At 70.6% G+C, this 23,392-nt stretch carries 21 protein-coding genes; 15 read left to right on the top strand and 6 right to left on the bottom strand.

From position 1 onward, the window contains the following. Positions 1–38: 38 nt before the first annotated feature. Entirely contained in the window at positions 39–1,082 is a 1,044-nt protein-coding gene (locus tag EUA94_RS17300) for an acyltransferase family protein (RefSeq protein WP_129428146.1), read from the top strand. 92 nt (positions 1,083–1,174) lie between these two features. Continuing rightward, positions 1,175–2,257, top strand: coding sequence for an acyltransferase family protein (locus EUA94_RS17295; protein WP_165356957.1), 1,083 nt, complete (start codon positions 1,175–1,177; stop codon positions 2,255–2,257). 17 nt (positions 2,258–2,274) lie between these two features. On the opposite strand, the gene EUA94_RS17290 is transcribed toward EUA94_RS17295, so the two are convergent. Continuing rightward, the gene (locus tag EUA94_RS17290; RefSeq protein WP_129428144.1) at positions 2,275–3,582 is read right to left on the bottom strand and encodes a hypothetical protein; all 1,308 of its coding nucleotides are present in this window, start codon (positions 3,580–3,582) and stop codon (positions 2,275–2,277) included. Between the two features lie 220 nt (positions 3,583–3,802). Between EUA94_RS17290 and EUA94_RS17285 the strand changes: the two genes are divergently transcribed. Both EUA94_RS17285 and EUA94_RS17280 read left to right on the top strand, forming a co-directional pair. After that, positions 3,803–5,065, top strand: a complete 1,263-nt coding sequence (locus EUA94_RS17285) for a glycosyltransferase family 87 protein (RefSeq protein WP_165356956.1) — start codon at positions 3,803–3,805, stop codon at positions 5,063–5,065. A 28-nt stretch (positions 5,066–5,093) separates the two neighbouring features. After that, entirely contained in the window at positions 5,094–6,455 is a 1,362-nt protein-coding gene (locus EUA94_RS17280; RefSeq protein WP_165356955.1) for an MFS transporter, read from the top strand. Between the two features lie 15 nt (positions 6,456–6,470). On the opposite strand, the gene EUA94_RS17275 is transcribed toward EUA94_RS17280, so the two are convergent. Beyond that, positions 6,471–7,118 (bottom strand): hypothetical protein, encoded by a 648-nt coding sequence (locus EUA94_RS17275; RefSeq protein WP_129428141.1) that lies wholly within the window; start codon positions 7,116–7,118, stop codon positions 6,471–6,473. A gap of 257 nt (positions 7,119–7,375) precedes the next feature. Here EUA94_RS17275 and EUA94_RS17270 point away from each other — a divergent pair, with 257 nt between their 5' ends. After that, positions 7,376–8,122 (top strand): hypothetical protein, encoded by a 747-nt coding sequence (locus EUA94_RS17270; protein WP_129428140.1) that lies wholly within the window; start codon positions 7,376–7,378, stop codon positions 8,120–8,122. A gap of 72 nt (positions 8,123–8,194) precedes the next feature. Here EUA94_RS17270 and typA read toward each other — a convergent pair whose 3' ends face one another. Then, positions 8,195–10,090 (bottom strand): translational GTPase TypA, encoded by a 1,896-nt coding sequence (gene typA / locus EUA94_RS17265; RefSeq protein ID WP_129428139.1) that lies wholly within the window; start codon positions 10,088–10,090, stop codon positions 8,195–8,197. 174 nt (positions 10,091–10,264) lie between these two features. Between typA and EUA94_RS17260 the strand changes: the two genes are divergently transcribed. The 5 genes from EUA94_RS17260 (at position 10,265) to EUA94_RS17235 (ending at position 16,457) form a co-directional block, all read left to right on the top strand. Beyond that, a complete protein-coding gene (locus EUA94_RS17260; RefSeq protein WP_129428138.1) occupies positions 10,265–11,569 on the top strand; it encodes a M4 family metallopeptidase in 1,305 nt (434 codons plus the stop codon). A gap of 204 nt (positions 11,570–11,773) precedes the next feature. Next, on the top strand, positions 11,774–12,724 hold the full coding sequence (locus EUA94_RS22230) for a hypothetical protein (RefSeq protein ID WP_165356954.1): 951 nt from the start codon (positions 11,774–11,776) through the stop codon (positions 12,722–12,724). Between the two features lie 124 nt (positions 12,725–12,848). After that, positions 12,849–13,844, top strand: a complete 996-nt coding sequence (locus EUA94_RS17245; RefSeq protein ID WP_129428135.1) for a DNA topoisomerase IB — start codon at positions 12,849–12,851, stop codon at positions 13,842–13,844. A 118-nt stretch (positions 13,845–13,962) separates the two neighbouring features. Next, the gene (locus tag EUA94_RS17240; protein WP_129428134.1) at positions 13,963–15,462 is read left to right on the top strand and encodes an oligosaccharide flippase family protein; all 1,500 of its coding nucleotides are present in this window, start codon (positions 13,963–13,965) and stop codon (positions 15,460–15,462) included. Further along, the gene (locus EUA94_RS17235) at positions 15,459–16,457 is read left to right on the top strand and encodes an NAD-dependent epimerase/dehydratase family protein (protein ID WP_129428133.1); all 999 of its coding nucleotides are present in this window, start codon (positions 15,459–15,461) and stop codon (positions 16,455–16,457) included. Before EUA94_RS17240 ends, EUA94_RS17235 begins: the two co-directional genes overlap by 4 nt. On the opposite strand, the gene EUA94_RS17230 is transcribed toward EUA94_RS17235, so the two are convergent. Continuing rightward, entirely contained in the window at positions 16,445–17,482 is a 1,038-nt protein-coding gene (locus EUA94_RS17230; RefSeq protein WP_129428132.1) for a glycosyltransferase, read from the bottom strand. The two genes, EUA94_RS17235 and EUA94_RS17230, sit on opposite strands and share 13 nt — an antisense overlap. Before the next feature lie 243 nt (positions 17,483–17,725). Here EUA94_RS17230 and EUA94_RS22445 point away from each other — a divergent pair, with 243 nt between their 5' ends. Beyond that, positions 17,726–18,640, top strand: a complete 915-nt coding sequence (locus tag EUA94_RS22445) for a collagen-like protein (RefSeq protein ID WP_207210606.1) — start codon at positions 17,726–17,728, stop codon at positions 18,638–18,640. 76 nt (positions 18,641–18,716) lie between these two features. Here the strand turns inward: EUA94_RS22445 and serC are convergent, their stop codons facing one another. After that, a complete protein-coding gene (gene serC / locus EUA94_RS17220; protein WP_129428131.1) occupies positions 18,717–19,838 on the bottom strand; it encodes a phosphoserine transaminase in 1,122 nt (373 codons plus the stop codon). Between the two features lie 104 nt (positions 19,839–19,942). Here serC and EUA94_RS17215 point away from each other — a divergent pair, with 104 nt between their 5' ends. From EUA94_RS17215 to EUA94_RS17205, 3 genes are all read left to right on the top strand, one after another. Then, a complete protein-coding gene (locus EUA94_RS17215) occupies positions 19,943–20,437 on the top strand; it encodes a GNAT family N-acetyltransferase (RefSeq protein WP_207210605.1) in 495 nt (164 codons plus the stop codon). Between the two features lie 72 nt (positions 20,438–20,509). After that, the gene (locus EUA94_RS17210) at positions 20,510–21,175 is read left to right on the top strand and encodes a VldE C-terminal domain-containing protein (protein ID WP_129428130.1); all 666 of its coding nucleotides are present in this window, start codon (positions 20,510–20,512) and stop codon (positions 21,173–21,175) included. 9 nt (positions 21,176–21,184) lie between these two features. After that, the gene (locus EUA94_RS17205; protein ID WP_129428129.1) at positions 21,185–21,553 is read left to right on the top strand and encodes a thiol-disulfide oxidoreductase DCC family protein; all 369 of its coding nucleotides are present in this window, start codon (positions 21,185–21,187) and stop codon (positions 21,551–21,553) included. Here the strand turns inward: EUA94_RS17205 and EUA94_RS17200 are convergent. After that, a complete protein-coding gene (locus EUA94_RS17200) occupies positions 21,550–22,656 on the bottom strand; it encodes a citrate synthase 2 (protein WP_129428128.1) in 1,107 nt (368 codons plus the stop codon). The two genes, EUA94_RS17205 and EUA94_RS17200, sit on opposite strands and share 4 nt — an antisense overlap. An 81-nt stretch (positions 22,657–22,737) precedes the next feature. Here EUA94_RS17200 and pdxH point away from each other — a divergent pair, with 81 nt between their 5' ends. Continuing rightward, positions 22,738–23,385, top strand: a complete 648-nt coding sequence (gene pdxH, locus EUA94_RS17195; RefSeq protein ID WP_129428127.1) for a pyridoxamine 5'-phosphate oxidase — start codon at positions 22,738–22,740, stop codon at positions 23,383–23,385. Positions 23,386–23,392: the final 7 nt, after the last annotated feature.

Here is a 23,392-nt window from a genome sequence, read left to right as displayed (position 1 = left end):
GCCCTCATCGTACGGTTCGTGAGCCATAGTGGTTCCCCGTGGAGACCAGGGGGACGGCGCAGGTGCGCGACCGCAGTGTCGACGCTGCACGCGCGTTGGCGATCATTGCCATCGTCCTCGGGCACGTGGAGCGGGGCCTCGCCTCAGCGCTGCTGATGCCGCTCGAGACGGCGATGACCCTCGACCGGGTCGTCTACCTCGTCCACCTCACGACGTTCGCGTACCTCTCCGGCCTCTTTGTCCGGCGCTCCGTCGAGCGCGACGGCCCGCGGCGGGTGGTGGTCCGACGCACCACCCTGCTCGTCTGGCTCTACCTGCTCTGGACCCTGATCCAGGGGTTCACGCGGGTTGCTGCGTCGTCCGTCTCCAACACGGTCATCACCGTGGAGGACGTCCTGCGAATCTGGGTCCCCGAAGGGCAGCTCTGGTTCCTCGCCTGGTTGATCGCGGTCACCGTCGTCGCCGCGATCACGCAGCCGTGGCGCAACCGTGCGGTGGGTGGCCTCCTCCTGGTCGCGTCCGCGGTGCTGGCCGTCGCCGTGTGGGGCTTCGAACCCTTGTACGTGTTCACCCGCGGCTGGGCCCTGCTCCTGCCCTTCCTCGTCGGGTGCGTCGTCACGCACACGCGGCACACCGCCCTGGCCCGGCACCTGGTCCAAGTGGCGGGGGCTGCCCTGGTCGGCACCGCCGTCTGGCTCTGGATCGGGCTCGCCACCGATGCGACCACGCCGACGACCGGTGGGGCGGTGCGGACCGTCGACACGGTCGCCCTGGGTCTGCTCGGCTCTGTGGCCGGAACGGTCGCGATCCTCGCCTGGGCGGCCCTCCTCGGTCGTACGCCGGTCGCCGGCCTGCTCTCGGTGGTCGGCCGGCGCTCGCTCGAGATCTTCCTCGCGCACATCGTCGTCACCGCGGGGACGCGGGCCGGGCTGGTACGGCTCGACGTCACCGATCCCTGGGTGCACGTCGTAGCCGGCACCACCCTGGGGCTCCTCGTCCCGATCGGCCTTGCCGTCGCCGCGGAGAGGCTGGGCTGGATCTGGCTGTTCGGCCTTCCACGGCGCGCAGAATCGATACGATGAGGGGTCGGAAGCACCGGCGCGCACTGTCTGGGGGGACAGCGGGTCCCACCGTCGAACACGCCGTTGCGGGCGGTGGTGAGGATGAGATGTCGATGACTCAAGACGTCGCGCCCGCCGCGGCGCGATCGGCCGCTGCGCCGGCTGCGTCAACCGCCCACAAGCGGGACCAGTCGATCGACGTCGCGCGCGGGATCACCATTATCGCGATCGTCCTGGGGCACGTCGTGATCGGCGTTGGTGCCGCGCACATGGCCAACTCCCAGCAGGTGGAGGACGTGACGCGCGGGCTCTACCTCTTCCGGCTCTCGACCCTGGCCTACCTCTCCGGGCTCTTCGTCCAACGGGGCATCGCGAAGGCGGGCGCGAAGGGCTTCATCACGCAGCGCCTGTTGCTGTTCGGTTGGCTCTACCTGCTCTGGAGCACCATCCAGAGCACGGCGAAGGCTCTGGCCGGCTCCCTCACCAACGGGACGATGGGCTGGGGCGAGGTGCTCCGCCTCTGGGTGCCCGAGGGCCAGCTCTGGTTCCTCCCGTGGCTGATGAGCGTGACGCTGATCGCCGTAGTGGTGAAGCCGTGGGCGTCCCGGACCCGCGCCCTGGTGTCCCTCGGGGGTTCCCTGGTGTTGGCACTCGCCGTGTGGGGTGTCGAGCCGACGCTGATCTTCACGCGTGGCTGGGCGCTGCTGCTGCCGTTCCTCGCGGGCTGCGTCATGACCGCCACCACGCATGCGCGCATGTTCCGCTCCCTCGCCGTCGCCTGGGTCGTTGCGCTGGGTGGTGCAGCGGTCTGGCTGAGCCTCGACTTCGGCTTCACGGTCGTGCCGCCCACGCTCGGCGGCGAGGACCGCACGGTGTCCGGGGTGGTGCTGGGCGTCCTCGCGTGCGTGGTCGGGACCGCCGCCTGCCTGGCGTGGGCCGGTCTGCTGGCCCGGACTCGCGCGTCCGCTGCCATCGGTGCGGTCGGGCGACGTTCGTTGGAGATCTTCCTGGCGCACATCGTGGTGGCTTCCGGTGCGCGCATCGTGCTGCTCCAGCTAGGCGTTGAGAGCCTCGGCGTTCATCTCGTGGTCGGGGTGATGCTGGGTGTAGTGGTCCCGATGGCCATCGCCGTAGCCGCGGAGCGGCTGGGGTGGACCTGGGTCTTCGGGACACCTCTGGCGTTGCGCCGCCGCTGAAGGAGCATGCAGACCGGCTACCTCGTCAGCCAGTCGCAGGGCAGTTCTACCGACCAGTCCATGGGCACGTCGGCCGGCGTCATCTGGACCCGGGCGGTGGCGCGGCCCGAGCACGTCTCCCTGGCGTCGTCCAGGGCCTCGGACCACGTAGGATCCGCGGTGTTCGCAGGATCTCCGGGCGAGTCGGCCAGAACGGCCAGAGGGAAGACCAGCAGCACGCCGAGGACGAGCACGCGCCACACGCCCGCAGCACGGTCGAGGACGAAGGGAAGGACGAGCATCACCCCCATCGCGACCAGAACGCCGGGTGGCACGGAGTATCGCGACCCTTGTCCGAGCTTCCAGGCGGGGTCCAGGCCGATCGCCACCATGTCGGTGAAGGTCAGGGTCACGATCAGCAGACCCCCTCCCCACACGGCCATGACGATCGCCAGAGCGGTCGCAGGAGTCGGTTGCACGCGAACAAGAAGCACCGCGACCGCGATCACGCCAGCCGCGGCGGCGATGACGGCCGACAGTCCGAGGAGCACCTCCGAGCCGTTCTGACCGAGCAGCGGGACCGTCAACCCACGCACGAGCACCTGGAGCGTCGATTGCGCTGGCTCCTCGTAGTAGGTGCCCATGTCGGACGAGCGAGCCCCACGCTGCAGGACGAGGAAGTGCAGAACGCTCGCCAGCAGGAAGACCCCCGGGACCAGACGTTCTCGGCCTCGGAGGGCGACGATGCGCCAGGCGGCAAGCGGCGCAATGACGATGGACAGGGGATCGGTCATGGCCGCCCCCACAGCCACGACGGAGATCAGGGCGATGGCGCTCCCGCGACGCCAGGTGCCGAGGAGAAGTACGACCGCACCGGCATCCAGGAACCATCTCAGGTTCGTCAGGTTTCCGAGGGCTTCCTGCTGGCCGACTGGAGCCCAGATGAACGCTGCCGCTGCGGCGATCGCCCATCGCGGCGAGCGCGCGTACGGCGCCACCACCGCAAGTGCGACGACCGCCAGCGCGACGCGCACCAACGAGGCACTCACCCCGACGCAGCCGGCGAACCAGGAGGTGGGGCCGGTCGCGCACACGCCAGCGATCGTGCGCGGCACCAGATGCTGGTACCCGGTGTACGGCTTGATCAAGGATGACCAGCCCTCGTTGAGGAAATCGGCGAGGAAGACGACACCGTCCTCCTTGTGCACATGAAGAAGCGTCCAGCCCTCGAGGCGCGGCAGCAGGAGGAACACCAGGCCGACTGCAGCCATCCCAGCCACGAGCCGGCGGTCGGGAAGCCGACTCTCGCGCGTCAGGCCCAGCGCGACGCCCGCGAGTGTCTTCACCCGCGGCAGTCTAGGTGTCACGGTGCCCGACGAGTCGCGTCCCCGCCCTGCCAGGGCCCGCCCCGCCATCGCGATGGACATGACGTGTCGCCGCTCCCGTTCCCGATCAGTGCGAGCTTCTGCGTCGCTGACCTATATCGTCGGCACATGGCCTCGCAGCTCGCCGACAGCCGGTGTCGACGTGTCTGGGAAGCATGAGCGTGCGAGTCGGGGCGGCGGCGTGAACGCACAGCCCTCGGGCAACGCCCCACGTGCTGGTTCGCGTGCGTGGCGCATCGGAGTGATGGTGCTGTTCGGCTCCGCCCTCGTCGCGAGCTGCTTCAAGTACACGGGTCTGGACTCCGTAGGCATCGATGACAGCGTCTACCGCACCAGCATCATGGAGTGGTGGCGAGGTGGAGATCCCTACGGCCTTGGCCTGGAGGGCAACCTCGCAGGTACGTCCTTCACCTATCCCCCTGTTGCGCTGTTGCTCCTGGCGCCGCTGGGGGCTCTGAGCGCAGTCGGCGCGCACAACGTCATGACACTGGTGACTGCGACGTGCATCACCGCCATGTCGTTCATCGTGGGGCGAGCGCTCGGGCTTCGCGCAGGCAGGACGGTGTGGTGGCAGTGGCTCGTCGCAACGGTCCTCGTCGCAGGGGCGCTGAGGTCGGGCAACGCCGTCCTCTCGGCGCTGTCCCTCGGCCAGGTGAGCGTGTTCATTGCGACTCTGTGCCTGGTGGACGTGCTCGTACTTCGTCGTACGGCCTTCTCCGGCATCCTCATCGCCATCGCAGCAGCCACGAAGGTGACGCCAGGACTCTTCATCGTGTTCCTCCTGGTCTTCGATCGGCGTGCCGGCATCCGTTCCCTCGTATGGGCAGCGGCACTGACGGCGATCGCCGGAGTGGTGCTCCCGTCAGAGACCTGGAACTACTTCACGAAGTACCTGTGGGACACCCAGCGAGTCGGAGATGCTGCGGCCAACGCCAACGTGTCGGTGACCGGGGTGTTGGCCAGATCTGATCTGGGTCCAGCTGCAGAGCAGTGGTGGTGGATCGCCTTCTCGATCGCAGCCGTCGTCCTCACCGGTGCCGCCGTTCGGCGCGTGTGGGCCTTGGACAGTGGCGTGTGGTCGGCCTGCCTGATCGGGCAGGTCACGTGCCTTGTCTCGCCCATCACCTGGAGCCACCATTCCACGTGGTTCTCGTTGACGGGTGCCGTGCTGATGCTGTGGGCGATCCGGTCGCGCACCCAGGGTTGGTTCGCCCGCATCGGCTTGGGCGTCCTGGGCGTGGCAATCATCGTCGCGCTCTACAAGTGGGCCCTGATCTGGAGCATCCCGGGGGCGCCGGTGAGCGGTCTACATGGATTCCTGGTCCAGAACGTGCTGTTCCTCATCGGCCTGAGTGGCCTGGTGGGCCTGGGGCTGGTGGCTTGGCGAACGCGCTCCGCGGCCCCCGAAAGCATCAGGGCCATGAACGGAGGCGATGGAATGTGACGGCCGCATGCGGGGTTGTGTTCGTTCGATGACCTCCCCAGCCGACATGCGCGCCGAGACACCCGCCGCCGACGTCCCCGATGACTCCCGCCGCATCTCGATGCTCCTGGGGCTCCTCTTCGGACTCGCGGGAATGGGCTCGTCCAGCGCCGCGGTGACCTTGCCGCTCCTCGGCCCGGACCTCGGGGTCGACGCCGGTCTCGCTGCCTGGATCATCAGCCTCTACGTCCTCATGCTCGCGGTCACCACGGCGCTCTACGGACGGATCTCCGACCTCGTCGGTGTCCGCGCGCCGCTCCTCGCCGGTCTGGTGCTGATGTCCGTCGGAGCGCTCGTGGCGGCCGTGGCCCCGACCTTCGAGGTGCTCCTCGGCGCTCGCGTGCTGCAGGGCGCCGGCGCGGCAGCCGTGCCGACCCTGGGTGTTGCCGTCCTCTCGGCGCGCTACAGCGGCGCCGTGCGCGGGCTGGCCTTCGGGCGGCTCGCGGGCGTCGCTGCGGCCGTGAGCTGCCTAGGGCCGCTGGTCGGAGGCGTGGTCGAGGCGTCGTTCGGCTGGCGAGCCGTGATGGCGCTGCCGATCCTGGGTGCCCTGGTCGTGCCGTTCCTGTGGCGGGCGCTGTCGACCGAGGGCAGCGGCGCCCGGCTCGACGTAGTGGGCGCGGTCCTGGTCGCCCTCACCGCCGCCGGGATGGTGCTGCTGGTGCAGTCGCCGTCCGGTGGCCTGGTCGTCGCGGTGGTGGGTGCCGCCCTGCTCGTCCTCGGTGTGCCGGCGGTGCGCGCGACCGTACGTCGACGCCCTGACGGGTTCCTGCCGGTCGAGGTGATCCGCAACGCGACCGTCGTGCGCAGCGCGTTCGCCGCCTCGGCCGTGCCGGCCTCGTGGTTCGCCATGCTGATCGCGCTGCCCGCGGTGCTGCTGTCCGACGGCTGGGAGGCCTGGCAGGTCGGGCTGGCGATGGTGCCGAGCGCCGTCGTGGCACTCGTGGTCCCGCAGGTCACCGGGCCGACCCTGATCCGCATCGGCCCCGGTCGTGCCCTCGCAGTCGCCGGGGTGGTCGCCTCGGTCGCCCTGCTGGTCGCGACGCTCGGCGCGTGGCTCACGAGCGCGCCGATCCTGGTGGTCGGCATCGTCCTGGTCACGTTCGCCTTCGGTCTCGGCCAGCCCGCACTGAGCGCCGTCGTCGGGGACGCCGTCGACCCCGAGGTGCGCGGCGTGGCGCTGGGCGTCTCGACACTGCTGTTCCTGATCGGCGGCAGCATCGGGTCGGCCGTCGTGGCAGGGATCAGTGGGCCACTCGGCATGCCGTCGGCCCTGCTGGTGCTCGCCGTGCTGCCTCTGCTGGGGCTGCTTGTCCTGGCCCCGACGCTCCGCGGCGAGAGCGCGACCGCCTGACGCAGCCCCGCGGTGTCAGCTCTGGCCGGGACGTGACCGCTCCGCGAGGGCGACCGCGGCGCGCTGCACGAGTGGCAGCTCCTCGGGGTCACGAGCGGCCTCGGAGGGCACAGCGCCGCCGAGCAGCGCGGCCGGCGAGGTGAGCCAGATCCAGGCACGCCATGGGTCGACCCCAGCAGCCAGCAACGGCTCGAGCACGGTGAGAAGCTCGTCGCGGACGAGGCCGTCGGGGTCGAGCTGGAAGGAGGGCACGAGCGTGGCGCCGTCGTTCTGGACCAGCAGCACGGCACGCCGCTCGGCTGCCTTGTGCAGCGCGAACCGGGCCGCATTCTCCGACACCCCGCGCATCCTCCCGACCGCCGCGTAGTCCAGCCAGCCGCCGTCGAGCAGTGCGGCTCGGGCCCTGCTCTCCCGTCGGAGCCGAACGAGCCCGACCGGCACCGCGTGGGACGGGTCGTCGCCGACCGCGCGCAGCAGCCGGTCGAGCTCCGCAAGCCGGTCGTCGCTCAACGGGTCCCCGGACGTCGGATCGCGCCACGTCACGCCGTCGCCCTCACGCTCGTACGTCGGCAGGCCGGCGACGGCGAGCTGGTCGGCGAGGCCCAGCCGCTCGAGCCAGGTCGCGAGGCGGTTGGCGAGGGGTGCGTCGGGCCCGGGGGACATGGCAGCGAGCCTAAGAGGGATGGGTTATTCGCGACGACTCGGGCCGTGGCGAAGTAGTCACTTCGGGCCAGTCTCTTTTAACCGGTTGTGGATGTCGTTTGGCAATAGAGAATCTGGAACGTCGATAATCTCGTCGAAGACTTGACCAATTCTCCTGTGGGGGAGATACCAGGAGAATCGTGATGAGCACTTCAACTTCCACCGCGCGGCCTACGCGGCGCTCCATCGTGCGTGGTGCCGCTTGGACCGTTCCTGTGGTGTCAGTGGCAGCGGTCGCGCCGGCTTATGCCGCGTCGTGCAACCGGCGGACGAACCAGGTTCTCGACTGGGACGGCCCCAACGTCACCTACGTACGCACGAGCGCGACCGAGGCTTACGCTCTGTACGACCCGGACCTGACCGGTCCCCTGCCGGCCCTGCGTCTCGACGTCAAGGCGGCGTACGCCGGCAACATGAAGGCTGGCAACGAGTTCAACAATGACACGAGCCAGACCATGGTGGTCCAGGCCGTCGTGGGTGGGATCGCGATGTCCGGACTGGGATTCATGCAGGCCACCACGTCCGCCGCTCCGACGAACACCAAGGGGGAACCCGACGGCTACGGCGACAGGGGCACCTACACCTTCACGTTCGGTCAGCCAGTGAGCAACTTGGTTTTCACCCTCACGGACATCGACTCAACCTCGAACGACTTCCGCGACGCCTTGGTGATCTCCGGCGGTTTCACCCCTGAGTTCACGGCGCCCGGAGTCGAGCTCTTCGTGAACAACGCCAACGGCAACGGCAACCAGACGACGCCGGACCGGTGGTACCAGTCCGTGAGCGCCAGTGCGGCCGTTGACGACACCGCCGGCTCGAACGGCAACCTTCGAGTGAAGTTCGCCGGGCCCGTCTCGACCTTCGCGATCACCTACTGGAATCGGCAGAGCGCATACGACGCCGGCACCGACACCAACCAGCGCATCTTCGTCAGCGACATGACGTTTGACTACAAGCCCTGCTGAGGCGCCTCTTCCACGGGCACAACAGCCCGGCTCCGCACTGCGGAGCCGGGCTGTTCGTCGTCGTGGAGCAGGTCAGCCCTTGCTGGCCTTGCGCGACTGCGAGGCGGTCTTGGCGCGCGCGTTGGCGTCGAGCACGACCTTGCGGATGCGTACGGCATCGGGGGTGACCTCGACGCACTCGTCGTCGCGGCAGAACTCCAGGCACTGCTCGAGCGACAGGTGGCGCGGCGGGATCAGCTTCTCGAAGTTGTCGGAGGTGGCGGACCGGATGTTGGTCTGCTGCTTCTCCTTGGTGATGTTGACGTCCATGTCGTCGGCGCGCGAGTTCTCGCCGATGATCATGCCCTCGTAGACCTCGGTGGTCGGCTCGACGAACATGATCCCGCGCTCCTGCAGGTTCGTCATGGCGTACGCCGTCGCAGCACCCTTGCGGTCGGCCACGAGCGAGCCGTTGGTGCGGGAGCGGATCTCGCCGGCCCAGGGCTCGTAGCCCTCGGAGATGCCGTGCGCGATGCCGGTGCCGCGGGTGTCGGTGAGGAACTCGGTGCGGAAGCCGATGAGGCCACGCGCGGGCACGAGGAACTCCATCCGGACCCAGCCGGTGCCGTGGTTGGTCATCGACTCCATGCGGCCCTTGCGGGAGGCGAGCAGTTCGGTGATCGTGCCGAGGTACTCCTCCGGCGCGTCGATGGTGAGGCGCTCGTACGGCTCGTGCGTCTTGCCGTTGACCTCCTTGGTGACCACCTGCGGCTTGCCGACGGTCAGCTCGAAGCCCTCGCGGCGCATCTGCTCCACGAGGATGGCCAGCGCCAGCTCGCCGCGGCCCTGCACCTCCCAGGCGTCGGGGCGCTCGGTCGGGAGGATGCGCAGCGACACGTTGCCGACGAGCTCCTGGTCGAGGCGGTCCTTGACCAGGCGGGCGGTCACCTTGCCGCCCTTGGTGCGGCCGACGAGGGGCGAGGTGTTCGTGCCGATCGTCATCGAGATTGCGGGCTCGTCCACGTGGATCAGCGGCAGCGCGATGGGGTTCTCGGCGTCGGCCAGGGTCTCGCCGATGGTGATCTCCGGGATGCCGGCGACGGCGACGATGTCGCCGGGGCCTGCACTCTTGCCGGGCTGGCGCTCGAGGCCCTCGGTGACGAGGAGCTCGGTGATCTTGACGTTCTTGACCGAGCCGTCGCGACGGATCCACGCCACGGTCTGGCCCTTGTTGAGGGTGCCCTCGTGGACGCGCACCAGCGCGAGCCGGCCGAGGAACGGCGAGGCGTCGAGGTTGGTCACGTGCGCCTGCAGCGGCGAGCCCTCGGTGTAGACGGGGGCCGGGATGGTCTCGAGGATCGTCTTGAAGAGCGGCTCCAGGTCGCTGCCCTCGGGCATCGTGCCGTCCTCGGGAGCCACGAGGCTCGCGATGCCGGCACGGCCCGACGCGTACACGACGGGGAAGTCCAGCGCGTCCTGGCTGTGGCTCTCGTCGAGCAGGTCCATGAAGAGCTCGTACGTCTCCTCGACCACCTCGGTGATGCGGGCGTCGCTGCGGTCGGTCTTGTTGACGACCAGGATCACCGGCATGTCGGCGTTGAGCGCCTTGCGGAGCACGAACCGGGTCTGGGGGAGCGGGCCCTCGGAGGCGTCGACGAGCAGCACGATGCCGTCCACCATCGACAGGCCGCGCTCGACCTCGCCACCGAAGTCGGCGTGGCCGGGGGTGTCGATGATGTTGATGACCATCGGCTGGCCGCCGCCGGCCGGTCCGGCGTAGTGGACCGCGGTGTTCTTCGCGAGGATCGTGATGCCCTTCTCGCGCTCGAGGTCGCCCGAGTCCATCACCCGGTCGGCGACGCTCTCGGCCTGGTGCGCGGTGAAGGCACCGGCCTGGCGGAGCATGGCGTCGACCAGCGTGGTCTTGCCGTGGTCGACGTGCGCGACGATCGCGACGTTGCGCAGGTCGGAGCGTGACTGGGTGGGCATGCAGGGGCCTTCCGGGGCAGACGAGGTGGCGCGGGGGCGCCGGGGCGCGGCCGGCACGGCCGCAGCGCGTCCGAGTCTAGTGCGCCGAGCCGCGGATCGAGACTTCGCGGGCTCGCCCTCCGGTCGCCCCTACGACCCCTTCCCGCTGTCGGAGTCGCGGGGTAGACCTGTGCCATGACCTCTCGGGAGATCCACCTCACAGTTCCTGCCCCTCGGTGCACCTTCATCCCGCCCTGGCTGGCCGAACGCGTCGACGGCCCGGAGCGGGCAGCCCTCGACGAGTCGCTGCGCACCCGGCGGAGCGTCGAGGCCCGCTCGGCCCGCAGGATCGTGGTGTCCGGCGGGTCTCCTTGGACCGTCCACGACGCCGACTCGACCACCTCCCTGCCCGGCACGCCCGTACGCAGCGCGGGCGATCCGGAGTCCGGCGATGTCGCGGTCGACGAGGCGGCCACCGGCATCGAGGCGACGCTGGCGATGTTCGCCGAGGTCCTCTCGCGCGAGTCCCACGACGACGCCGGAGCCCCCGTCAGCCTGACCGTCCACTACGGCTCGCGCTACAACAACGCCTTCTGGGACGGCACCCAGCTCGTCTTCGGCGACGGCGACGGCCGGGTCTTCGAGCGCTTCACCAAGCCGGTCGACGTGCTCGCCCACGAGTTCTCCCACGCCGTCGTCGAGCACACCGCCGGCCTGGTCTACCAGGGCCAGTCCGGCGCGCTCAACGAGTCGGTCGCCGACGTCTTCGCCTCCTGCCTCAAGCAGCGGCTCCTCGGGCAAGAGGCCGCCGACGGCGACTGGCTGATCGGTGAGGGCATCTTCAAGCCGTCGATCAAGGCGCGGGCCCTGCGCGACATGGCCGCGCCCGGAACGGCGTACGACGACCCCGAGCTCGGCGCGGACCCGCAGGTCGGACACATGGACGACTACATCGAGACGACCGACGACAACGGCGGCGTGCACCTCAACTCCGGGATCCCCAACAAGGCGTTCCAGCTCGCGGCCGTCGCCATCGGTGGCACGGCGATCGAGGGCGCCGGCCGGGTCTGGTACGACGCGCTCGTCGGCGACGCCGTCCCCGAGGACGCGGACTTTGCCACCTTCGCCGCTGCGACCGTCGCGGCTGCCGGGCAGCAGGCCGACGCCGTACGCGAGGCGTGGGCCCAGGTGGGGGTCGAGCCGACAGCAGGCACGTCGGCACCCTCGAGATCCTCCGCGCCTGCAGGTGCCCAGCGGCTGCGGGTCGAGCGCAGCGGCGGCTTCATCGGCCGGACGGAGACGGCAGAGGTCGACCTCGACGACGACCTCCGCGGACTGGTGGCCGACGCTGCCCTCACGGCCACGACCGGTGGGTCCGAGCGGCCGATGCCCGACATGTACGTCTACACGTTCACCGTCGACGGCAGCGACCCGATCCGGGTGCCGGAGCACCGGTTGACGGCGAGTCAGGCGGAGCTGGCCCGGCGCACCCTTCCGTAGGGGTGAGGGATCCCGCTCGATTCGAGCGTGGGTCAGGGATTTCTTGACGAAACGTTGCGAACGCGCTCCACAGGCGGACTAGACCGGGTTACGGTGCGCGCACGCCACCAGACCGTGGGGAGCCCGTTCGGGTTCGAGGGTCGGTCGGCGCCATCACTCGCGCAGCGCGAGCACATCGCGCTGCCTGCATCCCAGAGGAAACACATGTCTCACTTCTCGACCGCGCGCTCGCGCGGTGTCGTCGTCCTCGCTGCCGCGGCGGTCCTCGCCGTCGGCGCCGGATCCGGTGCTGTCGCCGGGTCCCTGATCACGGGCCAGGACATCAAGAACCGGTCCATCGAGGCCGAGGACCTCGACCGCGGCGCGGTCACGACCACCAAGGTCAAGAACCGGACCCTCAAGCTCAAGGACCTGAGCTCCGAGGTCACCGCCAAGCTCGGCACGCAGGGTCCCGCCGGCCCCGCCGGCGCTGCCGGCACTCCCGGCGCCAAGGGCGAGACCGGCCCGCAGGGCCCGAAGGGCGAGAGCGGCACCGCGACGTACGCCGGCCCCAACTGGAGCATCGTCGACCGCAACGTCATCGGCAACGGCGACTCCTACCTCCGCTCCGGTCCGTTCGTGGGACCGACCGTCAAGCCGCCGATGGGTGTCGGCAGCCTCGGCATCCGCACCGGCTCCGGCGCGGACAAGGCTGCCTTCGGCAACCAGGTCGACTTCGCCGGCAAGCCCCTCGCGTCGATCGCGTCGGTCAGCTTCTGGGAGTTCACGACGGGTGAGAACCGTGGCACCACGCAGGCGCCCACGCCCGACAACCTCGCCAGTGTCGCGATGGAGATCAACCCCAGCAACGGTGCCCAGACCTTCAGCACCCTGAACTACGTGCCGCACAACCTGCCCGCCAACGTGTGGACCAAGGTCACCGCCGACACCAAGGACTGGTGGCTGAGCGGCGCCGCCGGCACCGCGACCGGCTGCAACCAGACGACGTACTGCACCCTCGACGAGGTCAAGGCGAAGCTGCCCAACGCGACGCTCTACACCGTCCAGGTCGGCAAGGGCCGCGACAACGCGTTCTCGGGCGCCATCGACGCGCTGCAGCTCGGCGCCACGACGTACGACTTCGAGCCCTTCGGCGTCATCGAGAAGACCTCCTGATCCAGGTCCGACCACCACGGACGGCCCGCTGTGCACGGCACAGCGGGCCGTCCGCTGCTCCCGGCAGGAGAGGACCTCCCTCGGGGTGGCGGCAGGCCCGCGCCGGGCCAGTAGGTTCGGCCGCATGCCTCGACTGCGTCGCACCTTCCCCGACCAGCCGGGCTGGTCGCGGCGTCGCTCGGGCAAGGGCTTCGCCTACCTCGACGAGCAGGGCAACCGGCTCGACGCCGAGCAGGTGCAGCGCTGCAAGGACCTGGTCATCCCGCCCGCGTGGACCGACGTGTGGATCACGCCCCACGCCCACGGGCACCTGCAGGCCGTCGGCACCGACGACGCCGGTCGCAAGCAGTACCTCTACCACCCGCAGTGGCGCGCGAGCCGCGACGCCGCGAAGTTCGACCGGATCCTCCTCTTCGGCAAGGCGCTGTCGAAGGCGCGCGAGCGGGTGCTGGCGGACATCGGGGCCGAGGGGATGTCGCTCGAGCGCTCGTGCGGGGTCGCCGTTCGCCTGCTCGACCTCGGCTACTTCCGGATCGGCAACGACGTCTACACCGACACCAACGGCTCGTTCGGCCTGACGACCCTGCGCAAGGACCACGTCTCCCGGCACGGGGGCGCGCTGCGGTTCCACTTCGTCGGCAAGTCGGGCGTCGAGCACACCATCGACATCGACGACAAGGCGGCGATCGAGTCGCTCGAGGTGATGCGCCGCCGCCGCGGGGGCGGTGACGAGCTGCTGGCCTGGAAGGACGGCAAGCGCTGGCGCGACCTCGGTGCGAGCGACGTCAACGACTACATCCGCACCTGCTTCGGCATCGAGGCGACCGCCAAGGACTTCCGCACGTGGCACGCGTCCGTGATCGCGGCGGCCGTGCTCGCCGAGACCGACGAGGCGGGGGAGACCAAGGCGTCGCGCAAGCGGGCCGTCTCGGGTGCGATGAAGGAGGTCGCGGAGTTCCTCGGCAACACCCCGACCCTCGCGCGGACGGCGTACGTCGACCCGCGCGTCGTCGAGGCGTACGAGCGCGGACGCACCATCAAGGTGCGCGCGACGTACGACACCGCGGACGCGCGGCAGGCCGCGCTCGAACGGGCCGTGCTCAAGCTGCTCGCGACCTGAGGTCTTCCCGACCTCGGTTCCACTGGGCCAGACCACCCCTGGGGATGGGACGCTTGTCACCTCGGAACGGGCCACGGGTGCCCTAGGTTGTGCCGGTGCCCCGGGTACTGATCGACGCATGACGACCGTCGCCGGGTGGGCGGGCACGGCGCGGCGCCACGCGGTCGCCCTGCACACGAACTTCCTCGTGCTGGCCTTGCTCGGCCTCGTGGTCAACCCGATCGTCCTCGGGGCCGTCGGCTCGGTGGCGTTCGGCATCTGGAAGACCGCGCAGCAGGCCCTCACCTTCGTGACGTTGGCCGACGGACGCTCCACCCAGGCGCTGAAGTGGGTCGTCGCGTCCCGCGACGGCGAGGTGCAGGGCGACGAGCTCCGACGCGACGTCGGGGCGACGCTGGTGGTGTGGCTGCTCTGGCTGCCGGTCTCGCTCGCCGCAGCCGTCCTCCTCGTCGGTCTCGCGCTGCCCCGGCTGGTCGACGGCGCCGACCCGAGCCTGACCTTCGGTGTGGGGGCGGTCCTCGCGGTCGGCACAGTGGTCGGCGGAGTCCTCGGGATCCCCGACGCGGTCCTGCGGGGGAGCAACCTCGTGCACCTCTCGGCGTACGCCTCGACCGCAGTGGCGGTGGGCGTGGCCGTCGCCTCCGTGGTCGCCGTGTCGCTGTCCGGCGGCCTCGTCGCGCTGGCCGTGACCTCCGTCGTGGGCAGCGTGGTGCTCGGGGCGACCACGTGGTGGATCGCCGGCCGTCGCGTGGCCTGGTGGGGTGCCGCGCGTCCGCATGCGGGTGAGATCGGCCGCCTGTCGCGGTTCAGTGGCTGGCTGCTCGCCTGGGCGACCGTGGACCGGGTGCTGGTGTCCGCGGAGCTGCTGCTGCTCGGCGCCGTGCTGGGGCCCGCGCTCGCGGCGTCCTTCGCCATCACGTCGTACGCCACGGTCTTCGCGGTCGGCGCCGGCATGCTCACGACGGGCGCGATGATGCCGAGCCTGGGCGGGCTGCTCGCCAGGGGCGGCGACGCCGAGGCGGCCGGCCTGGTCTCGCTCGCGAAGAGCCTCAACGCCGCGATCATCGTCGTGGCCGGCGGGGCCATCGTGCTGCTCAACGAGGCCTTCGTGACGGCCTGGGTCGGCGCCGAGCACTACCTCGGCGACCCGGTCAACGCCCTCATGGTGGTCGCGATGGCCCAGGTGATGCTGCTGCGCACCGACGCGCAGATCCTCGACGTGAGCCTCCAGGTCGCGCGGATGGTGATGTGGGTGGGGTCGTCCCTCCTGGTCAGCGTCGTCATCGCGTGGCTGGTGCTGCGCGAGACCGAGAGCGCGACCGCGATGTACGTCGCCCTGATCGCCGCCCGGCTGCCCGCCAGCCTGCTGGCGCCCCGGCTCGCGCGGGAGCAGGTGCCCCACGTGCCGGGAGCGGGTCGCGGGCTCGTCGCGGTGGTCGTCGGCCTGGCCTCCTGCGTGGCGCTCGGCGCGGTCGTCTCGCCCGCCGGCCCGCTCGTCGAGATCGCGGTGTCGGTGGTCGCACTGGCCGGGCCGACGGCCCTCGTCCACGCGTACGTCCTGACGCCCGACGCCCGCCGGTGGCTGCGCAACCGGACCGGGCAGGACGTGACGCCATGAAGATCGCCATCACCGGAGCCGCCGGGTTCATCGCCTTCCACGTGGCCCGAGCCCTGCTCGCGGACGGGCACGCGGTGTCGGGGATGGACTCGTTCACCGGCCACGACCCGGACCTGGCGCGGCAGCGGCTGGCCCTGCTGCTCGAGCACCCCGAGTTCGAGTTCGTGCAGCTCGACCTGAGCGAGGCCGCCGATCTCCAGGACTGGTTGACCCGGACGGCTCCCGACGTCGTCCTCCACCTCGCCGCGGAGGCCGGGGCGCGTACGTCCTTCGCCGACCCCGGCGCGTACGTCCGCGCCAACATGATCGGCACCCTCCACCTGCTGGAGGCGTGCCGGGTCGTGGCGCCCGCGCACCTGCTGATCGCGTCGTCGTCCTCGGTGTACGGCGCGAACGAGCTCCCGCCGTCAGCGGAGACCGACCGCACGGACTTCCCCGTCTCGTTCTACGCCGCGACCAAGTCCAGCGCGGAGTCGATGTCGCACGCCTACTCCCATGCCTTCGACATCCCCACCACGTGCCTGCGCCTCTTCACGGTCTACGGACCGTGGGGCAGGCCGGACATGGCCCTGTTCACCTTTGTCCGGTTGATCCTCGAGGGCGAGCCCATCGAGCTCTACGGCGACGGGCAGCTGATGCGCGACTTCACCTACGTCGCCGACGTCGTCGACGCGGTGCTGGCGCTGATCCCCCTCACGCCGGCGCCGGGGCAGGCGCACCCGGCGAGCGACTCGCTCAGCCCGGTCGCGCCGTGGCGGACGGTCAACGTCGCCGGCTCGCAGCCGGTGCTCGTCACCGAGCTCGTCTCGGCGGTCGAGGCGTCCCTGGGCACGGTGGCGGAGAAGGTCCTGCTCCCGCGTCAGCAGGGCGACGTGGTGGACACCCACGCCGACGTCGGGCTGCTGACAGCGCTGACCGGCCTCAAGCTGCAGACCCCTGTGGGAGAGGGCGTCGCCGCCTTCGTCGAGTGGCACCGCGCGCACTATCGCGTGTGAGGCGCCAGTGCAGTGAGGTAGGAGTCAGCGACCGCGGCCGGCGTCATCGCCGCCACCCGTGCCCGGGCGTGGTCCAGCGCTCCTGGTGCGGGTGCGGCGACCACCCGGCGTACGACCTGCGCCACGGCCTCGGGTGAGTCGCGGTCCGCGACGAAGTAGGGGTAGTCCGGCCCGAGCAGGGCGCGGTGCTCGGGCAGGTCGGAGGCCACCACAGGTACGCCATGGGTCACCGCCTCGAGCACCACGTTGGGCAGGCCCTCGTGGTGGCTGACCAGGATCACGGCCAGCGACCGTTCGAGGACCGCGTGGACGTCCTCGACGTACCCGGCGAGGTCCACCGCGTGGTCCCGCACGATGGCTCTCACCTCGCTCTCCAGTGCGCCCTGGCCCACGATGACGTGCCGGAGGTCCGGGTGCGCGGCTGCGCTCAGCGCCATCGCACGGGCGACGACGTGGACGTTCTTCTGGTGCGCCAGCCGACCGATGAAGGCGATGGTGTCCCGGGCCGCCGGAGCCCGCGGCGGGGGTGCGACGACAATGTTGTCGACGACGACGGTGGGACGCGACGCGGGCCGCCCTGCCGTCCGCCAGTAGTCAGCCCCTTCGCGGGAGATGGCCAGGATCAGGTCCGCGCGACGGCCGAGAGGTCGGCGTATGGTGCTGCGCCACCCGGGCGGGTGCGCCGAGTCCCGTTCGGCGATGACCCAGGGGAGGCCGAGCCCCGCGAGGGCCAGCCGTCCGACGATGTCGCCCATGGTCAGCCACGTCATCACGACGTCCGGTCGGGTCTCCCTGATGATGCGCCGCAGGTCGACCACCGCGCGCGGGTCGCGGTGCGAGCGGCCCGCGGGGAGTGGCCGATCGACGATGCCGGCGAGGTCGAGCTGCGACTCGTGAACCCCGCCGGGGTGTCGCACCAGCACGACATCCAGACCCTCGCGCGTGGCGAGCTCGTTGACGAGGCGTACGCACTGGCGCTGCGCACCGCCGTCGGCGAGGTTGGGGATGAAGACGAGGAGCCTCATGGCCGTCGGAGTCTCCCAGACCCCGATCGCACCGGGTGACTGAAGCGGCGTACACCCGCAGGGGTGAGGCCAAGTCTTTACCTGGGAGCATCAATCGTCAGGTTGCCCCTGACATTGGGTGTGATCAGGGTTACGTTGCCATCGTCACGTCGACCTGTGGGGTGGCTGTAGGGCTGGGATGGGTCGGCGTGACGATCAGCGGTGGGCATCAGGCCCGCCCTGGAACGAAGGGGACCCATCAGCATGCCCAACTTCAACGCCACGCGCTCGCGCGGAGTCGTCGTCCTCGCGGCCGCGGCCGTGCTCGCCGTCAGCGCCGGATCGGGCGCCGTCGCCGGCGCCATGATCACCGGCAAGGACATCAAGGACCGTTCCGTCGAGGCGCGCGACCTCGGTCGCGGGTCGGTCACCACCACCAAGGTGAAGAACCGCACCCTCAAGCTCAAGGACCTCAGCTCCGAGGTCACCGCCAAGCTCGGCGTCCAGGGCCCGGCTGGCCCTGCCGGCGCCACCGGCGCCAAGGGCGACACCGGCGCCAAGGGCGACACCGGCGCCAAGGGCGACAAGGGCGACAGCCGCGTCACCTACGTCTCCGACCTCAACGGCCCGTGGACGGTGCGCGCGGCCGACGTGGCGGGCGCAAGGTTGACCGGCGACGGCATCATGGCAGGTCCCTTCGCGAATCCGGGCGCCTGCGGCACCGCCGGTGTCGACTACGCCCGCGTCGACTTCTCCGGGATGAACGGGCAGCCGCTGTCGTCCCTGGACAACCTCGTCTACTACGCCCGCTACTTCTCCAACACCGACACGGCCGGCGTGGGCGCTCCCAGCATGCGCGTGTTCTTCGAGGGCACGACCGGCGGTCAGGCCAACCGGCTGACCTTCTCGCCCAACACGCAGTTCAACACCCCCACCAACTACGACATCGGCGAGGGCGAGTTCCACGAGTGGGTCGTCACCAGCGGCACCGCTCGATTCAACGACGACGCGGGCAGCAACCCGGCCGGTGAGGCCCCGTGGTCGTCCTACATGGCCGCTCACGGTGCCAAGAAGATCGTCAACATCAGCATCCTGAACGGCTGCGGTGACGGCACCAACTGGAGCAGCCTGCTCCGCTGGGCCGAGGTCAACGGCCAGACCTACAAGTTCGGCAGCTGATCCAGAAGAGCTCACGAGGTTGCGAGGGTCCCGGCCACATCGGCCGGGGCCCTCGTCCCGTCCCAGGGGTCGTGCGTCAGAGCTTGCCGACGACGTAGTCGATCGCGCCGGTGAGCTTCTCGACGTCCGCCGGGTCGATCGCGGGATACATCGCGACGCGCAGCTGGTTGCGGCCGAGCTTGCGATAGGGCTCGGTGTCCACGACGCCGTTGGCTCGCAGCACGGCCGCGATCTGCGCCGCGTCGATCGAGTCGTCGAAGTCGATCGTGCCGATCACCAGTGAGCGGTCAGCAGGCTCGGCGACGTACGGGGTCGTGTACGCAGTCCGCTCCGCCCAGCCGTAGAGCGCGTCCGAGGAGGCCGTGGTGCGCTCGACCATGCCCGTGAGGCCGCCCTGCGCGTTCATCCAGTCGAGCTGCTCGGCCATCAGGAAGAGCGTCGCGACCGACGGGGTGTTGTAGGTCTGGTTCTTCGAGGAGTTGTCGATCGCCGTCGGCAGGTCGAAGAACGGCGGGATGTAGCGGTCGCTCCCCGCGATCTCCTCGGCGCGGGCGAGGGCGCGCGGCGACATGAGCGCGATCCAGAGCCCGCCGTCGGAGGCGAAGCACTTCTGGGGGGCGAAGTAGTAGGTGTCGACCTCGGTGAGGTCGACCGGCAGGCCGCCGGCGCCGGACGTCGCGTCGACGAGCACGAGCGCGTCGTCGGCCACGCCCGCGGGGCGGCGTACGGGCGCCATCACCGCGGTGGACGTCTCGTTGTGCGCCCAGGCGTAGGCGTCGACGCCGTCCTCGGCGACCGCCTCGGGGCGCGAACCGGGATCGCTGGCGATCACGCTCGGGTCGGCGAGCCACGGCGCCTTTTTCGCCGACGTGGCGAACTTCGAGGAGAACTCGCCGAAGGTCAGGTGCTGGCTCTTCTCCCGGATCAGGCCGAAGCAGGCGATGTCCCAGAACGCGGTCGCGCCGCCGTTGCCGAGGACGACCTCATAGCCGTCCGGCAGGTCGAAGAGGGCGGCCAGGCCCTCGCGTACGCGGCCGACCGTCTGCCTCACCGGAGCCTGGCGGTGGGACGTGCCCATCAGCCGGTCACCGGTCGCGGCGAGGGCGTCGAGGTGGCTGGTCTGGATCTTCGACGGACCAGCTCCGAAGCGGCCGTCGGCCGGGAGGAGCTCGGCGGGGATCTTGAGGGCGTCGGTCATGGAGGAACCTCACGTGGAACGGGAACGGTGGGTCCTGACGACGCTGTCAGAGAAGTCCCTATCCTGACATCCGCCGCTTTGCCACGTACGACGGGGGACTCAGGATGGACACGGACCTGCGCATCCAGCGGGTGCCGATCACGCACCCCGACGCGCAGCTCCTCGTCGAGGCCGTGCAGGAGGAGTACGTCGCCCGCTACGGCGGTCGCGACGAGTCGCCGATCACCCCGTCGGACTTCGACGACCCGCAGGGACAGTTCTTCGTCGGCTACGTCGACGGCGTGCCGGTGACCACCGGGGCGTGGCGGCGCAGCACGGTCGTCGCACTCGGCGTCGACGTCACGGCCGAGATCAAGCGGATGTACGTCGTGCCGGCGCAGCAGCGCCGCGGCATCGCCCGGCGAATGCTCGCCCACCTCGAGTCCACCGCCGCGGCCGCCGGGGTCGAGGGCCTGGTGCTGGAGACCGGCCTCGAACAGCCGGAGGCGATCGCGCTCTACACGTCGTCCGGCTACGAGCCGGTCCCGGGCTTCGGCTATTACTGCGGCTCCGACCTCAGCCGGACGTTCGGTTGCCGCCTGCACCCGGTGGTCGAGTAGTCCGTCGAACTACACCGCTGATCTTCACGCGTTGCCCGGACGAGCCCTCGCGGGCCGACCTACGGTCGCGTGGTGCGCGGATCGTCGTGGGTCGTCGCAAGGGTCGTGGCGACCCTTGCCCTGCTGCCGACCCTGCTGGTCGGCGCCACCTCCGCGTCGGCCGACGAGACCGGCACCTCGCCTCGCGGCACGGTCACCAGCTCCGCGCCGTACCTGATGCCGCTCGAGCCGTACGCCGGCTACCAGCCGCAGACCACCTGTCGCCGCCACCCCAAGCCGGGCGTGCTCATGCTCGCCGACTGGCTCGTCGCCCGCGGCGGTGGCTACGGCGCGATCACCCGGCCCTGCGAAGGGTCGAGCACCAGCGAGCACAAGGAGTCGCGAGCCTTCGACTGGGTCCTCGACGCGACCAGCGAGACCGACCAGGCGCTGGGCGCCGCGCTGCTCGACGAGCTCCTCGCCCCGGACGACACCGGCCAGCCGAGTGCGCTCGCCCGGCGGATGGGCATCATGTACGTCATCTGGGACGACCAGATGTACGCGGCGTATGACGGCTTCGTCGCCAAGCGCTACCTCAGCTCGGGCTGCCGCAACCGGCGCACCTGCTCACCGACGCTGCGGCACCGCGACCACATGCACCTCTCACTGACCCGGCAGGGCGCGAAGGGCCTCACGTCCTGGTACGCCGCCCAGGCGGCGCTGACGGTCGCTCCGCCGACGGTCGCACCGCCGACGTAGGCTCGTCCCATGGAGCGCGGCCTGATGCTCAACGACGGTGACTGCGGCTTCTGCATGCGCACCGCCGCCCTCGTGCCGCGGCTCGGCGTCGACATCGACAGCTCCACGATCCAGGCGGTCGACCTGGCCGCCCTCGGCGTCGACGCAGAGCGTGCGGTGGTCGAGATGCCGTACGTCCACCCGGACGGGCGCGTGGACTACGGGCACCGGGCCTTCGCCGCGATCCTCGGCACCGGTCCGCTCCCGTGGCGGGTCGTCGGGCGCCTCATGCGGACCTGGCCGATCGACCCGCTCGCCCGCCGCGTCTACCACTGGATCGCCGCGAACCGGTCCCGGCTGCCGGGCGGGACCCCTGCCTGCGCGATCGACCAGCGCTAGTTCCCCCAGGCCTCGTTCCAGCCCTCGACGTCGCTGGCCGGGCGGGTGCTCGGGCCGGCGTACACGGCGGAGGGCCGGATCAGTCGGCCGGTCGTCTTCTGCTCGAGGATGTGGGCCGACCAGCCGCCCGTACGGGCGCAGGTGAACATCGACGTGAACATGTGGGCCGGCACCTCGGCGAAGTCGAGGACGATCGCCGCCCAGAACTCGACGTTGGTCTCGAGCACGCGGTCGGGACGACGCTCCTTGAGCTCGGCCAGCGCGGCCTTCTCGAGCGCCTCGGCGACCTCGTAGCGCGGGGCGTCGAGCTCCTTGGCCGTACGACGGAGCACGCGGGCGCGCGGGTCCTCGGCGCGGTAGACGCGGTGGCCGAAGCCCATCAGGCGCTCGCCGTTGTCGAGCAGCTCCTTGACGTACGACGACGCGTCGCCGTCGCGCTTCTCGACCTCCTCGATCATCCCGAGCACGCGCGACGGCGCACCGCCGTGCAGTGGGCCGGACATCGCGCCGATGGCGCCGGAGAACGCGGCGGCCACGTCGGCGCCGGTCGAGGTGATGACGCGGGCGGTGAAGGTCGAGGCGTTCATGCCGTGCTCGGCGGCCGACGACCAGTAGGCGTCGATCGCGTGCGCGTGCTTCGGGTCGGCCTCGCCGTGCCAGCGGATCAGGAACTTCTCGGCGAGGGTCTTGCCCTGGTCGACCTCGGCCTGCGGGACGACCGGCTTGCCGAGGCCGCGCGCCGACTGGGCGGCGTACGACAGCACCATGACGGCGACGCGGGACAGGTCGAGGCGGGCCTGCTCGTCGGAGATGTCGTAGGTCTGGCCCATGCCGAGCATCGGCGCGAGCATCGCGACGCTGGCCTGCACGTCGGCGCGCACGTCGCCGGTGTGGATGGCGATGTTGTACGGCTCGGCCGGCGGCAGGCCGGGGGTGTAGGAGCCGTCGACGAGGAGGCCCCAGACGTTCTCGAAGGGCACGCGGCCGACGAGGTCCTCGATGTCCACGCCGCGGTAGCGCAGCGCGGAGCCCTCCTTGTCGGGCTCGGCGATCTGGGTCTCGAACGCGACCACACCTTCGAGGCCGTGCTGGATCTCGGTCATGGGGACTCCTTGTGAATGCGGGGTCCCGGGAGGAACAGCACGGGACGGCTCATTGTGCACCCGGCGACTAGCCTCGACGCCATGGACCTCTCCGGATTGCGCGAGGAGTACGGCCGGGGTGGCCTCGACCTCCCCGACCTGGCCGACGACCCGGTCGAGATGTTCGAGCAGTGGCTGCAACAGGCAGTCGACGCAGGCGTCCACGAACCCAACGCGATGGTGCTCGCGACCGCGACGCCGGACGGCCGACCGTCGAGCCGGATGGTGCTGCTCAAGGGCGTCGGCCCGGACGGCTTCGTCTTCTTCACCAACCACGCGTCCCGCAAGGGCGACGAGCTCGCCGCCAACCCGCACTGCGCGCTGCTCTTCCCCTGGCACCCCCTCGAGCGGCAGGTGCGCGTCGAAGGCGTCGCGTCGGTGCTGAGCGACGCCGAGGTGTCCACCTACTTCCACTCCCGACCGCGGGGCGCGCAGCTCGGGGCGTGGGCATCCGCCCAGTCCCGGCAGGTCGCCTCGCGCGACGACCTCGCGGAGGCGTACGCCGCCGCCGGTGAGCGCTTCGGCACCGACGAGTCCGCGGGGTCCGTGCCGGTGCCGCCCACGTGGGGTGGCTACCGCGTCGTGCCCGAGGCCGTCGAGTTCTGGCAGGGGCGGCCCAGTCGGCTCCACGACCGCCTGGTCTACCGCCGCGCGGGCGACGGCTGGACGATCGAGCGGCTCGCGCCCTAGCCGACAC

Origin of the sequence: Nocardioides zhouii, assembly GCF_004137345.1 — a bacterium.
GTDB classification, from domain to species: Bacteria; Actinomycetota; Actinomycetes; order Propionibacteriales; family Nocardioidaceae; genus Nocardioides; species Nocardioides zhouii.
Note: the sequence above shows the minus strand (reverse complement) of the source record. Positions and strands in the feature narration are given on the sequence as shown.